Here is a 14017-nt window from a genome sequence, read left to right as displayed (position 1 = left end):
AGAAAGTGGTGGGCTTTTTTGGGTTCCACGGGTCTCTTGAGCCTCACTTTCCGACAGATCGTGCTTCTGTCGGAAAGTGGTGAGTTCTCTGCCCTCACTACCTGACAGATCGCGCTCCTGTCAGAAAGTGGGATGCTTTTGAGGTTCCGGAAGCCATTTTCCCCTCACTACCTGACAGATCGCACTCCTGTCAGGTAGTGAGCGGTTCCAACCTGCCGAGCGGCCCTAACCTGCGCAGTCGACCGCACTCGGCCGCGCGCTACCCGCGTCTGCCGCCGCGGTCGCCGGGATGGCGGCTCAGCTTTTTCGCGGCGGAGCGCTTCGGCTTGCCGCCGGGTCCGTAGGGCATGGCCTCGTCGTGCGAGGTACTCCGACGCCTCGGCTTCTGGGGCGTGCGTGCGCTCTTCGCGGCCTTCGGCTTCGAGCTCCTCGGATTCGCGGCCTTTGCCTGGGCGACACGCGCTCCGCGCCGCTGGCGCCGCGGCTTCGCCGGGCTCTCGGCAGCCAAGGCCCCGGCAGCAGCGGGCTCTGTAGCCTGCGTCCCATGCGCCTTCGCAGTCGGCTCGCTCGCGGCGCGTCGCGCCTCGCGGCGGGCGGCTCGCTCCTCGGCCATCTTCTTGCGGGCCTTCTTTCCGGGGAGCTTCTGTCGCGGGTCGCGCGCCGGGTCAAGCCGCAGCGGCTCCGCGCCCAGGTCGATGCCCTCGGCGCGGGGGTAGTCCGGCACGACCTTGCCCATGAGCGCCTCCGCGTCGCGAAGCTCCAGGTAGTCGTCCTCCGTCACGAAGGTCAGCGCCCAGCCGGACTCGCCGGCGCGGCCGGTGCGGCCAATGCGGTGGATGTAGTCCTCCGCGTCGCCGGGCACGTCGAAGTTCACCACGTAGCGCACGTCGGGGATGTCGATGCCGCGCGCGAGGACGTCCGTCGCCACCAGCACGTCCACCGCGCCCTCGCGGAAGCTCCGCAGCGCGTTCTCGCGCTGGCGCTGCGTGCGGTTGCCGTGGATGGGCGCGCACGCAAAGCCCGCCTTGCGCAGCTTGCGGCAGATGGCGTCCGCGCGGTGCTTGCCGCGCGTGAACACGATGACGCGCTCGGCCCCCTCGCGGCGCAGCACCTCCGCGAGCACGGCGTGCTTCGCCTCGGGCGACACGCCCAGCGAAAACTGCTCGATCGTCTGCGCCGGCGTGCCCTTGCGCGCGATCTTCACGTGAGCGGGGTCGCGCACGAGCGAGCGCGTGCTCGCAACGGCGTCGTCGTCAAGCGTGGCCGAGAAGAGCAGGGTCTGCCTCTCGGACGGCGTTCGGGCCACGATCTTCTTCACGGCTGGCAGAAAGCCCATGTCCAGCATGCGGTCCGCCTCGTCCAGAACGAGAACATCTACGCGGTCGAGGCTTGCGTGGCCGGAGTCCAGAAGGTCCTGCAGACGACCAGGCGTCGCCACCAGCACGTCGCAGCCACGCGCCAACGCCTGGTACTGCGGCTCGTATGCGACGCCACCCACCAGCGTGACGGTGCGGTGACCCGTGTGCGCGCAGATGGTGCGCGCGACGTCGTCTATCTGCTGCGCAAGCTCCCGCGTGGGCGTGATGACCAGCATGAGCGGCCCCTTGCCCGCGCCGGCGTGTCCCAGACGGCTGAGCGTGGGAAGCAGGAACGCCTCCGTCTTGCCGGTGCCGGTCTGCGCCGCGGCCAGCACGTCCCTGCCCGCAAGCACGAGGGGAATGGCCTGCGCCTGCACGGGGGTCGGCTGCGTGTGGCCCATCTCTGCCACGGCGTCCAGCACTTCCCGGCTCAGGCCCAGCTGATCAAAGGCCACGGTCTTCTCGCCCGCGGGCGCCTCCTGCGACGCGCGAGCGGCGGTCGCGTCCGCGCGGTCCTTCTTGTGGTGATGGCGGTCTGCCAATATGCACTTCCAATCAAATCTGTAAATGATGCATTGGCATCGTATCCGCAAACGGCACCCACAAGTCCGTCGGCGGTGCATCTACCAAATAAACCCACGTCGAGACGGCCGTCAGGCGATACCATTGAGCGACGGCCAGTTGCTGATGGCCAGTTGCGTCGCGACGAGGGAGGAGCCTGCATGGACGGCGAGAAGAACGAGGGCGGCCGGGAGCAAGGCGCCCGCGAAGGCGAGACCGGCGCCTGCGTCGGCGCGGCGGCAGGCTCGCCGGACGGGCTCGATCGTATCCGCGAGCTCCTGCGGGACGACGCGCGCCTGGTGGAGCGCGTCGTGGGCGAGACGCGCGTGTGGGACGGGAAGATCTTCCGCGTGCGGACGCTCGACGTTGCGCTTCCCGACGGGACGACGGGGTACCGCGAGGTCGTGTGGCACAACGGGGGCGCCGGGGTGTGCGCCGTGCGCGACGGCAGGATGTGCCTGGTGCGGCAGTACCGCGTGGCCATGGGCCGCATGAGCCTGGAGATTCCCGCCGGCAAGCTGGATGCGGGGGAGGACCCGGCGCACTGTGCCGCGCGCGAGCTCGCGGAGGAGACGGGGCTTGTGGCGGAAAGGCTCGAGTTCGTCGCGCGGTCGGCCGGCTCGATCGGCTTCACGAACGAGGCCACGAGCGTATTCTTGGCGCACGGGCTCTCTGCCGGAACGGCGCGACCGGACAGCGGCGAGTTCGTGGACGTGGTATGGCTCCCCGTGCGGGACGTGCTCTCGGCGGCCCGCGCCGGCCTCATCCAGGACGGAAAGACGATCATAGGGGCGCTTGCCGCCGTGGAGCGCGGCCTGGCGTAGCGCGCGTCGCACCTCGCGGCGCGGCTGGCGACCGACTTGTCTGCCGTTTGTCTGCAGGCGTCGGCCTGGCCGGAACAAAAAAGCAGGTCGGGCGCCACGTTGCGCCGACCTGCCGTTGCGTTCTGGTGCTCCCTAGGCGATTCGAACGCCTGACCTGCGGTTTAGAAGACCGATGCTCTATCCAGCTGAGCTAAGGGAGCGCGTAGTCGATAGTAGCACGAAGTGGGCGCGCGCGGCCGGCTCAATCGCCAAGAACGCGGACGAGAAGGGCATGGGGAGGCCTCGGGAAGGACGCGGCACGTGCCGCAACATGTGGGCGGTTCCTGCCGAGTTGACCACTAGTCCGTGTACATGCCCTTCTCCGATTCACGGCAGCTGTTTGCGAGATATTGGCGAAAACGCGACGTTTCTGGCCTATTGTTGAATGTGATGTAGGGTTTTAGCTTTTTTCACGATGTCGGGGCAGGTCGTTTGAGTCATAATGTAGCCAAATTGTGTGCTGGAAGGAGCCTACGTTGATTTACACCGTAACTTTGAACCCGGCTATTGACTATGTCATGCATCCGCTGACGCTTGACATGGGCTTCACGAACAGGTCCTCGAGCGAGGAGCTGTACTGTGGCGGAAATGGCATCAATGTTTCAACCCTGCTCAATGAGCTTAAGGTAATCAACGTCGCCTTCGGCATCGTAGCCGGATTCACTGGCGACTACCTGGTCAAGACGCTCCAGAAGAACGGCATCTCGTCCAACTTCGTGCGTTTGGACAAGGGCTTCACCCGCATCAACGTAAAGCTGAACGGCATCGTCATGACGATGGTGAACGGCATGGGCCCCAAGATCTCCGAGAAGAAGGTCGACGAGCTGCTCGAGCGCATCGACTACATCGGCGAGGGCGACACGCTGGTCCTGACCGGCTCCATCCCGAAGTCGCTTCCCGAGGACATGTACAGCATCATCATGAAGAGGCTGAAGGGCCGTGGCATCCGCTTCGTCGTGGACGCTCCCGGCCAGCTGCTGCTCGAGTCCCTCGAGGACGAGCCGTTCCTCATCAAGCCCAACAACCACGAGGTCGGACGCATCTTCGACGCGCGTCCCGAGACCCCGGAGGAGTGCATCCCCTTCGCGAAGGAGCTGCACGAGCGCGGTGCCCGCAACGTCATCGTCTCTTGCGGCGGCCACGGCTCGCTTCTGTACGACGAGAAGGGCGAGGTCCACACCGTCCCGACCGCGAAGATCCGCCTGGTCAACGCGACCGGCGCGGGCGACTCCATGGTCGCCGGCTTCGTGGCCAAGGTACAGGAGGGTGCGGACTACGAGACCGCGCTCCGCTTCGCTTCCGCCTGCGGCACGGCGACCGCGGCGAGCAAGGGCATCGCGAAGCGCGCGACGATCGACCGCGTCTACCAGAACCTGAACGAGATAATCGCGAAGCAGGGCAAGTAGCGCGAGAAGAGCCATGTTATCTGGCGGCGGCAAAGGGGGAGTCACCGCCAGGGTTATACGTGCATGGGACACTTGGCAATGCAAATGGGAGGTTTAGATGTACGAAGGCGTAAATGCTTCTGACGGCTACGGCATTGGAGTCGCGCAGGTTGCGGTCGCACCCGACCTGTCCTTCACCCCGACGAAGCCCGAGGATCCGGAGGCCGAGAAGGCCCGCTACAACGAGGCTCTCGCAAAGTTCGTCGACCAGACGAACAATCAGATCGAGCGCATGAAGCAGTCGGTGGGCGAGGAGGCCGCCGCCATCATGGGCGCGCACATCGAGTTCGCCGAGGACGAGGGAATCAAGGACATGGTGAACGGGTCCATCGATTCCGGCATGTGCGCCGAGCAGGCCGTGAGCGAAGCATACGACATGTACTTCAACATGTTCTCCAACATGGACGACGAGCTCTTCCGCGAGCGCGCGGCTGACGTCGCCGACGTCAAGACCGGCCTTCTGGCCGACCTCCTCGGCAAGCAGGTCGTCGACCTGTCGTCCCTCCCGGAGAACTCCATCGTTGTCGTCGAGGAGCTCACGCCCTCGATGACCGCCGACATCGACAAGGAGAACGTCGCGGGCATCGTCACCGAGACCGGTGGCCGCACCTCCCACTCCGCCATTATCGCCCGTGCACTCGAGATCCCCGCAGTCCTTTCCGTCGCGGATGCCACGAAGAACATCAAGTCCGGTGAGATGGTCATCGTCGACGGCACCCTCGGCAAGGTCATCAACAACCCCGAGGACGACGTCCTGGAGAACTATCGCGCGAAGGCTAAGTCCTACGCAGAGGAGAAGGCCGCTCTCGAGGCCTACCGCGGCAAGGAGACCGTGACCGGCGACGGCGAGAAGGTTCTTCTCGTCGCGAACATCGGCAACCCGGACGACGCGAACGTGGCGGCGGAGCACGATGCCGAGGGCGTTGGCCTCTTCCGCTCCGAGTTCCTTTTCATGGACGCGAAGGAGCTCCCCACCGAGGACGAGCAGTTTGCCGCGTATCAGAAGGTCGCCCTGCGCATGAAGGACGAGCCGGTCATCATACGCACGCTCGACGTGGGCGGCGACAAGGAGATTCCGTATCTCAACCTTAAGCACGAAGACAACCCGTTCATGGGCTTCCGTGCCGTCCGCTACTGCCTGAACAACCCCGAGCAGTACAAGGTCCAGCTCACTGCGCTGCTTCGCGCCTCCGCGTTTGGTGACGTGAAGATCATGCTGCCGCTTGTCACCACCCTGGACGAGGTCCGTCAGGCGAAGGCCCTCGTCGAGGAGTGCAAGAAGGAGCTGGACGAGCGCGGCGTCGCATACAACAAGGACATCGAGGTCGGTACCATGATCGAGACGCCAGCCGCGTCCCTCATCGCCGACGACCTCGCGGAGGAGTGCGACTTCTTCTCCATCGGCACGAACGACCTCATCGGCTACACGATGTGCGCCGACCGCGGCAACGACCGCGTCTCGTACCTGTACACCGTGTACCAGCCGGCCGTCCTGCGCTCGCTCAAGAGGATCATCGAGTCCGGCCGCGAGAAGGGCATCATGGTCGGTATGTGCGGCGAGGCCGCAGCTGACCCGCTGCTCATCCCGGTGCTGCTCTCCTTCGGCCTGAACGAGTTCTCCGTGTCCGCCCCGTCGATCCTGCGCACCCGCAAGATCATCTCCGAGTGGACGAAGGAGGAGGCAGACGCCCTGACCGAGAAGGTCATGAAGCTCAAGACCGCCACCGAGGTCAAGGTCATGCTCCAGGCCGCCCAGAAGTAGGCAGAGCGAGGCTGCAGGTTCTATGGCAACCAAGGGGGACGTCCGAAAGGGCGTCCCCCTTTGCATGGCGGGATTTGGGACCTGAGGGCAGCTACGCGGGTGAAAGCGGTGGACGGCCGACTGTGGCCAGCCATCTATTGCGCTGGTGCAATAAGCGCGAGGGAGCGTGGCCGCACCTCGACGTCGTACGTGCGCCCATGGAGCGGCTCGCCGTCCACCTGGCATGGCGGTTCGCGCTCCAGGAACTCTATGTGCAGATGCCTGACCCTCCTTGTGGCGATGGCGCGCGACCCCACGTGCCTGCCCGTGCGCGCAAGGGCGAACAGCGCGAGGACATGGGGAAGCGCGGGTACGCTCACGTTGTAGCAAAGGTCGAGGCTGCCATCGTACGGCTCGGCGTCAGGGCAAATCCTGAAGCCGCCGCCGTACGTGGGGCCGTTCTGCACGGCGAACACGATCGAGTTCAGGCGGACGTCCTTCTCGCCGTCCATGGTGACGCGCGAGGGATAGCCGGACGCCTCGCCCCTGACCTTGGAGAGGATCTTGACGCCGGACGTCGCGAACAGCCCTGAGCCCTTCTGGCGCGTCTGCGCTGCGCGGCGGTAGGTCGTGTCGAGGGCGATGGCGGCGTCGAGCCCAAACGAGAGCGTCTGCACGAAGTAGCCCGACTCGCCGGTGTCGCTCGCGACGTGGCCGAGGTCAAGCTCGCGCCTGCGCCCGCGCAGGATCTGCCCAAGGGCGGCGATTGGGTCGTTCGTGGCGGCACCGATGGTGCGAGCGAAGTCGTTTCCCGAGCCGACGGGGACGACGGCAAGTGCCGGCCGCTCGCGTGATGCCACGGACATGAGGCCGTTTGCGACCTCGTGGATGATGCCATCGCCACCAAGCGCGACGATAGTGTCGAAGTCAGCGGACACCCGCGCCATCCGCATCCCGTCTCCCGGTGCCTGGGTAAGGCGAAGCTCGAAGCCGTCTGTCGCGTTCGCGTGGGACGAGAAGAACCTCTTCACGCGCTCGGCGGCCGCGGCTCCGTCGCCGCTGTGCGCCGCGGGGTTCGCTATCACGAGCGTCCTGCCAAGGCCTTCGTTCATGCTGGTTCGACTCCCATCCATCGCCTTGTAAACAATCTAGCGCCATTGGCATGCGTTGGCGGGGGAGGACGGGACGAGGATGCAGCGTCGCGCGGTGGGCGGGGGCCGAATAACAAGAAGGCCACGGAAAAACCCGTGGCCTCATGTGCAATGGAGCGGCGGACGGGACTCGAACCCGCAACAGGCAGCTTGGAAGGCTGCTGCTCTACCAATTGAACTACCGCCGCGTATGGTCGGGGTGACTGGATTCGAACCAGCGACCCTCTGCTCCCAAAGCAGATGCGCTACCAAACTGCGCCACACCCCGGAGCCGCTCTGAAAGTATAGGGTACTCAGACGGTTTGGGCAACCGTCGATTTGGCAATCGTCACAACTAGTTGGACTGCGGGAGGGCGTGCCTTGGCGCGGCTGACCTAAAAAGCCAGTGGCTTAGCCGCAATTGCGTCCGCGTGTACATTCTGTTACGCAAAACCGCTCGAAACCGTTTCGAACCCAGGTAATAACTATTCTGATTTTGCATCGGTTACGATGTCTCGTAAGCGTCGTCTGCCCATGGGCGGACGGAGAGGAGATTAGCACATGAACTATTCCGAGCGAGTGATTGCCGATCTGGAACAGCGCTACTCTGACCAGCCTGAGTTCATCCAGGCCGCGAAGGAGGTCCTGACCACCCTGCAGCCTGCCCTCGACAGGCACCCCGAGTACGAGAAGGCCGGCCTCCTCGAGCGCCTCGTCGAGCCCGAGCGCATCGTTATCTTCCGCGTGCCCTGGGTCGACGATTCCGGCAAGGTCCAGGTGAACCGCGGCTACCGCATCCAGTTCAATTCCGCGATCGGCCCCTACAAGGGCGGCCTGCGCCTGCACCCCAGCGTGAACCTCTCCATCCTCAAGTTCCTGGGCTTCGAGCAGGTCTTCAAGAACTCCCTCACCACCCTTCCCATGGGCGGCGCCAAGGGCGGTTCGGACTTCGACCCCAAGGGCAAGTCCGACAGCGAGGTCATGCGCTTCTGCCAGTCCTTCATGACGGAGCTCGTCAAGCACATCGGCCCGGACACCGACGTCCCCGCCGGTGACATTGGCACGGGCGGCCGCGAGATTGGCTACATGTTTGGCCAGTACAAGCGCCTCACCAACTCCTGGCAGTCCGTCCTCACGGGCAAGGGCCTCTCTTACGGCGGCTCGCTCGCGCGTCCGGAGGCCACCGGCTACGGCGCCGTCTACTTCCTCCTGGACATGCTGAAGGAGAAGGGCGACTCCATCGACGGCAAGACCATCGTGGTCTCTGGCTCCGGCAACGTCGCACAGTACGCCATCCAGAAGGCCGAGCAGCTTGGCGGCAAGGTCGTGACCTGCTCCGACTCCAACGGCTACGTGTATGACCCCGAGGGCATCGACTTCGACCTGCTGTGCCAGATCAAGCAGGTCGAGCGCGGCCGCATCAAGGAGTACGCGGAGCGCAAGGCGGGCGTCACCTATCACGAGGGCGAGCGCCCCTGGGGCGAGAAGTGCGACATCGCCATGCCGTGCGCCACGCAGAACGAGCTCGAGCTCGACGACGCCAAGAAGCTCGTCGCGGGTGGCTGCAAGTACGTGGTCGAGGGCGCGAACATGCCCACCTCGACCGAGGCGACCGAGTACGTGATGGCCAACGGCGTGTACTTCGCGCCCGGCAAGGCCGCGAACGCCGGCGGCGTCGCGACGTCCGGTCTGGAGATGTCCCAGAACCACGAGCACCTCTCCTGGTCCTTCGACGAGGTGGACGAGAAGCTCCACGGCATCATGGACTCCATCTACGCGGCTGCGTCCGGCGCGGCCAAGGAGTACGGACACGAGGGCGACCTGGTGTTTGGTGCGAACATCGCCGGCTTCCTCAAGGTTGCCGACGCGATGATGGCGCAGGGCATCTGCTAGCGCTAAGTCTTATAGCGACGTGCGGCGCCCGCGGGCGAGCCGTGTTTGCAAGCACATGAGGGAGGCGGGATCGGGCATGCGTCCGGTCCCGCCTCGTCGTTTTTCTCGGACGCTTTGTAACAGAATTATAAACAGGACTACGAATAGATACTAAAACGCATAACAGACCATCTACAATGCGAAACAACCTTTAAGGACGGTACGGAGATACCGTAAAGGATGACCATGCGCCAAGGTGATGACTCGGGATTCCGCCAAGGGTGGGGTCCCTCTTTTTGGCGCGCGGCACGGAGAGGATGGTCGCATGAACCCACTTGTGAGCAGGGAACGGCCGGCGGAGGCGCTTCTGGCGCTTGAGGACGGCACGGTGTATAGGGGCCGGAGCGCCGGAGCCGGGGGAGAGGCCTTTGGGGAGATCGTGTTCAACACCTCGATGGCGGGCTACCAGGAGATCGTGAGCGACCCCAGCTACGCGGGGCAGATCGTGACGCTCACGTATCCGCAGGTGGGAAACTACGGCGTGAGCGCCGCCGCCATGCAGTCCGGCGGGCTTGCGCTGTCTGGACTGGTGGTGCGCGACATGTGCCGCGAGCCCAGCAACTGGCAGAGCGAGGGCAGCCTTACGGACCTGCTGCGCAAGGGTGGTGTCGTCGCGATCGAGGGCGTGGACACCCGTGCGCTCACGCTGCGCATTCGCTCGGCAGGCGCCATGCGCGCCGCGATATCGACGGAGGACCTTGACCCCAGGAGCCTTGTGGCACGCGTGTGCCAGGCGCCCTGCATATCGAGCCGCAACTTCGTGCCGGACGTATCGACCGCGCAGGAGTACGTGGTGCCTGCGGCGGGGGAGCGGCGCTTCCGCGTGGTGGCGTACGACTGCGGAGAAAAGCGCGGCATCGCGGACGGACTCGCCGCCGTGGGGTGCGAGACGGTCGTGGTGCCGTGGGACACGCCGGCCAGGCGCGTGCTTGCGCTTGGGCAGGACGGCGCGGCGCCGGATGGCGTGTTCTTCTCGAACGGGCCGGGCGACCCCACCCAGGTTGAGGCAACCGCGCAGGCGGCGCGCGAGCTGATGGGGAAGGTGCCGGTGTTTGGCATCTGCCTGGGCAACCAGCTGATGGCCCTTGCGGCGGGCGCGACGATCGAGAAGCTGCCGTTTGGGCACCATGGCGGAAACGAGCCCGTGATGAACCTGCTGACCGGCAGGGTGGAGATTACGGCCCAGAACCACAACTACGGGCTGGTGTTCGAGTCTTTGGGGAGCATCGTGCCGGAGGAGTCCGGCGGCTTTGCGGAGCACGAGCGCGACCTGCGCGCATGGAGCGAGCGCCACGTGGCGCCCGTGGTCATGAACGAGCGCTTTGGCCGCGTGAGGCTTACCCACGTGAACCTTAACGACGGGACGCCGGAGGGCGTGCAGTTTCTGGACGTGCCCGCGTTCAGCGTGCAGTACCACCCGGAGGCGTGCCCGGGGCCGCACGACTCCGCGTACCTGTTCACGTCATTCGCACGGCTCATGGCAGGCGACCTTGACTGCCTTGACATCGACGTGCGCGAGGGGAGGCGTTTCTGATGCCCAGGCGCGAGGACATACACAAGATCCTGATAATAGGCTCCGGCCCGATCGTAATCGGCCAGGCCTGCGAGTTTGACTATTCTGGCACGCAGGCGTGCCGCGCGCTGCGCGAGGCGGGCTACGAGGTGGTGCTGGTGAACTCGAACCCGGCGACCATCATGACGGATCCGGAGACCGCGGACCGCACGTACGTGGAGCCGCTCACGGCAGAGGCCGTGGGCAGGGTCATCCGCCAGGAGCGGCCGGACGCCATACTTCCCAACATGGGCGGCCAGACGGCGCTGAACTGCGCGATCGCACTGGGGGAGTCCGGCGTGCTGGACGAGTGTGGCGTGGAGGTCATTGGCTGCGACCTGGACTCCATCCGCGTGGGCGAGGACCGCGAGCTGTTTGCGAAGGCCATGGGCGAGCTGGGGCTGGAGGTGGCGGACTCCGGATTTGCTCACAGCCTGGACGATGCCCGCGCCGTGGCGGCGCGCCTGGGCTACCCCGTCGTCATCAGGCCGAGCTTCACGCTGGGCGGCGCCGGCGGCGGCGTGGCGCACGACGAGGGCGAGCTCGAGCTCATCGCCGGGCAGGGGCTCTCGCTCAGCCCGGAGCACGAGGTGCTGGTGGAGCGCTCCATCGCGGGCTGGAAGGAGATCGAGATGGAGGTGATGCGCGACGCCCAGGGCAACGGCATCGTGATCTGCTCCATCGAGAACCTCGACCCCATGGGCGTGCACACGGGCGACTCCATAACGGTCGCGCCCGCCCAGACGCTTTCCGACGCGGAGCTGCAGCGCCTGCGCGACTACTCGCTCGCGATCCTGGAGAAGGTGGGCGTGGCCACCGGCGGCTCCAACGTGCAGTTTGCCGTGAACCCCACGGACGGCCGCGTGATCGTGATCGAGATGAACCCGCGCGTGAGCAGGAGCTCGGCCCTCGCCTCGAAGGCGACGGGGTTCCCCATAGCGAAGGCCGCCGCTCTTCTCGCCGTGGGATACACGCTGGACGAGATAACGAACGACATCACGCGCGCCACGCCGGCGTGCTTCGAGCCGTCCATCGACTATTGCGTGGTGAAGGTGCCGCGCTTCGCGTTCGAGAAGTTCAAGGGCACGAGCGAGACGCTCACCACGCGCATGAAGAGCGTGGGCGAGGTCATGGCCATCGGCCGCACGTTCGAGGAGGCGCTGCAGAAGGCGCTGCGCTCGCTGGAGCAGGGGCGCGCCGGCCTGGGCATGGACGGCGTGGACGACCTTTCCGCGCTGGGCGAGAAGGACCTGGAGGAGCGCGTTTCCACCCCCACGCCACAGCGCATATTCCACGTGGCCGAGGCGTTGCGCCGCGGCTGGGACGTGGCGCGCGTGCACGCCCTGAGCGGTATCGACGCGTGGTTCCTGGGGAGGATCCGCGACATCGTCGTCGCGGGCGGGCGCATACGCGAGCTTGGCCTGGCGGGACTGGGCGCGCCTACGATGCTCGCCGCGAAGCAGATGGGGTTCTCCGACGAGCAGATCGCGTGGCTCACGGGCTCGAGCGCCGAGGTGGTGCGCGCACTGCGCGAGGTGGAGGGCGTGTGCCCCGTCGTCAAGACGGTGGACACGTGCGCTGGCGAGTTCTCCGCGCGGACGGACTACCACTACCTCACGTACGAGGCCGCGCCCGTGCTGGGTGCCGCGCCCGCAGGTGAGCACGCCGAGGGCGCGAAGCCGCGCGTGATGATCCTCTCCGCCGGGCCCAACCGCATTGGCCAGGGCATCGAGTTCGACTACTGCTGCGTGCACGCGAGCGCGGCGCTGCGCGAGCGCGGGTTCGAGACCGTGATGGTGAACTGCAACCCCGAGACCGTCTCGACGGACTACGACACGTCGGACCGCCTGTACTTCGAGCCGCTCACGTTCGAGGACGTCATGAACGTGGTGGAGGTTGAGCGGCCGCGGGGCGTGATCGTCACGCTCGGCGGTCAGACGCCCATCAACCTCGCCCACAGGCTGAAGGCGGCGGGCGTGCCCATCATGGGCACCCAGCCGGACGCCATAGACCTTGCGGAGGACCGCGACCGCTTCAGCCGGCTGCTCGACAGGCTGGGCGTCGCCTATCCGCCCAGCTCCACGGCCCAGACCGTGGACGAGGCCAGAAGCGTCGCCCGCAGCCTTGGCTTTCCGCTGCTCGTGCGGCCGAGCTACGTGCTGGGCGGGCGCGGCATGGCCATCGTGTACGGCGACGACGACCTGTCCACGTACATGGCCGCCGCGGCGCACGTGTCGCCCGACCACCCCGTCTACCTGGACGCCTTCCTGGAGGACGCCATCGAGCTGGACGTGGACGCGCTCGCGGACGGCGACGAGTGCTACGTTGGCTCCGTGCTGGAGCACATCGAGGAGTGCGGCATCCACTCCGGCGACTCCGCGTGCTGCTACCCGTGCTTCTCGCTCTCGGACGCTATCGTTGCGCGCGTGCGGCAGATCACGCGCCAGCTCGCGCTCGCCGTCGGGATCGTCGGGCCGCTCAACGTGCAGTACGCCGTCAAGGACGAGCAGGTGTTCGTGATCGAGCTCAACCCCCGGGCCAGCAGGACCGTGCCCTTCTCGTCCAAGGCGTCCGGCGTGAGCCTCGCGCGCTGCGCCGCGCGCGTGATGGCGGGCGAGAAGATCCGCGACCTCGGGTTGCCGCCGGAGGACCGGGAGGTGGGCTACTTCGCGGTGAAGGAGGCCGTGATGCCGTGGTCGCGCTTCCCGGGCGCGAACGTGGAGCTTGGCCCCGAGATGAGGTCTACGGGCGAGGTCATGGGCATCGCGCGCAGCTTCCCGGAGGCGTACGCGAAGACGCGACAGGCCATCGAGTACAAGATGCCTGAGCGCGGCACGGTGTTCGTGAGCGTGTGCGACCGCGACAAGCGCGCCATCGCGCCCGTGGCGCTTGCGCTGAGGGGCTTGGGCTACGACATCCTTGCGACACGGGGGACTGCGAAGACGCTGCGCGCCGCCGGCATCGAGTGCGAGGCGTGCCAGCGCCTGAGCGAGGGGCACCCGAACGCGATCGACGAGATGCGGTCTGGGCGGATCACGTTCATCATCAACACGCCGCATGGGCACGACTCGCGCGGCGACGGATCGAATATCCGCGAGGAGGCGGTGAGCCGTGGCATCACGTGCGTGACGGCACTCTCGGCGACGGTCGCGCTCGTGCAGGCGCTCGCGGTGGTGAGGGACCGCGAGCTGGACGTGTACGCGCTGCAGGACCTGCGCTAGGATGGGCCCCTCGCTCGAGGGGCCTTTTTGCGCAGCTCGCATGGAAAGATTTGCGGGCAGCGGGGTAAAATGCGTAACGTTTGCTATCATGCATAGGCTGTGCATGAATCAGGCGGGCGTGGCGGAACTGGTAGACGCGCTGGATTTAGGTTCCAGTGGGAGAAATCTCGTGAAGGTTCAAATCCTTTCGCCCGCACCAATGCAAAGCAGAGTA

At 66.1% G+C, this 14017-nt stretch carries 8 protein-coding genes and 4 tRNA genes; 7 read left to right on the top strand and 5 right to left on the bottom strand.

Going from position 1 to position 14017, the window contains the following annotated elements; genetic code table 11:
* Window positions 1–259: 259 nt before the first annotated feature.
* Complete coding sequence (locus BLT96_RS05170) at window positions 260–1900, bottom strand: DEAD/DEAH box helicase (protein ID WP_245719331.1); 1641 nt, start codon at window positions 1898–1900, stop codon at window positions 260–262.
* 180 nt (window positions 1901–2080) lie between these two features.
* Between BLT96_RS05170 and BLT96_RS05165 the strand changes: the two genes are divergently transcribed.
* Window positions 2081–2743: an NUDIX domain-containing protein gene (locus BLT96_RS05165; RefSeq protein ID WP_090862243.1), complete on the top strand. Its 663-nt coding sequence runs from the start codon at window positions 2081–2083 to the stop codon at window positions 2741–2743.
* Between the two features lie 123 nt (window positions 2744–2866).
* Here BLT96_RS05165 and BLT96_RS05160 read toward each other — a convergent pair.
* Window positions 2867–2943: transfer RNA gene (locus BLT96_RS05160), tRNA-Arg, on the bottom strand.
* A 315-nt stretch (window positions 2944–3258) separates the two neighbouring features.
* Between BLT96_RS05160 and pfkB the strand changes: the two genes are divergently transcribed.
* Together pfkB and ptsP are read left to right on the top strand one after the other, a co-directional pair.
* Window positions 3259–4188, top strand: a complete 930-nt coding sequence (gene pfkB, locus BLT96_RS05155) for a 1-phosphofructokinase (RefSeq protein WP_090862241.1) — start codon at window positions 3259–3261, stop codon at window positions 4186–4188.
* A 97-nt stretch (window positions 4189–4285) separates the two neighbouring features.
* Window positions 4286–5989 carry a phosphoenolpyruvate--protein phosphotransferase gene (gene ptsP / locus BLT96_RS05150; RefSeq protein ID WP_090862239.1) on the top strand — a complete coding sequence of 568 codons (1704 nt, stop codon included), beginning with the start codon at window positions 4286–4288 and terminating at the stop codon, window positions 5987–5989.
* 134 nt (window positions 5990–6123) lie between these two features.
* On the opposite strand, the gene BLT96_RS05145 is transcribed toward ptsP, so the two are convergent.
* The 3 genes from BLT96_RS05145 to BLT96_RS05135 all read right to left on the bottom strand — a co-directional run bounded on the left by BLT96_RS05145 (window position 6124) and on the right by BLT96_RS05135 (window position 7387).
* Window positions 6124–7080 (bottom strand): diacylglycerol/lipid kinase family protein, encoded by a 957-nt coding sequence (locus BLT96_RS05145; protein WP_090862237.1) that lies wholly within the window; start codon window positions 7078–7080, stop codon window positions 6124–6126.
* 151 nt (window positions 7081–7231) lie between these two features.
* Window positions 7232–7307, bottom strand: a tRNA-Gly gene (locus tag BLT96_RS05140).
* 3 nt (window positions 7308–7310) lie between these two features.
* Window positions 7311–7387 (bottom strand) — tRNA-Pro (locus BLT96_RS05135).
* A gap of 272 nt (window positions 7388–7659) precedes the next feature.
* On the opposite strand from BLT96_RS05135, the gene gdhA reads away from it, so the two are divergent.
* The 4 genes from gdhA (at window position 7660) to BLT96_RS05115 (ending at window position 14002) form a co-directional block, all read left to right on the top strand.
* Window positions 7660–8991, top strand: coding sequence for an NADP-specific glutamate dehydrogenase (gene gdhA, locus BLT96_RS05130; RefSeq protein ID WP_090846143.1), 1332 nt, complete (start codon window positions 7660–7662; stop codon window positions 8989–8991).
* A gap of 304 nt (window positions 8992–9295) precedes the next feature.
* Window positions 9296–10564, top strand: coding sequence for a glutamine-hydrolyzing carbamoyl-phosphate synthase small subunit (gene carA, locus BLT96_RS05125; protein ID WP_157692161.1), 1269 nt, complete (start codon window positions 9296–9298; stop codon window positions 10562–10564).
* The gene (gene carB / locus BLT96_RS05120; protein WP_090862235.1) at window positions 10564–13803 is read left to right on the top strand and encodes a carbamoyl-phosphate synthase large subunit; all 3240 of its coding nucleotides are present in this window, start codon (window positions 10564–10566) and stop codon (window positions 13801–13803) included. Before carA ends, carB begins: the two co-directional genes overlap by 1 nt.
* A gap of 112 nt (window positions 13804–13915) precedes the next feature.
* Window positions 13916–14002: transfer RNA gene (locus tag BLT96_RS05115), tRNA-Leu, on the top strand.
* The last annotated feature ends 15 nt before the right edge of the window (window positions 14003–14017 follow it).

This window comes from Parafannyhessea umbonata (genome assembly GCF_900105025.1).
GTDB classification, from domain to species: Bacteria; Actinomycetota; Coriobacteriia; order Coriobacteriales; family Atopobiaceae; genus Parafannyhessea; species Parafannyhessea umbonata.
Note: the sequence above shows the minus strand (reverse complement) of the source record. Positions and strands in the feature narration are given on the sequence as shown.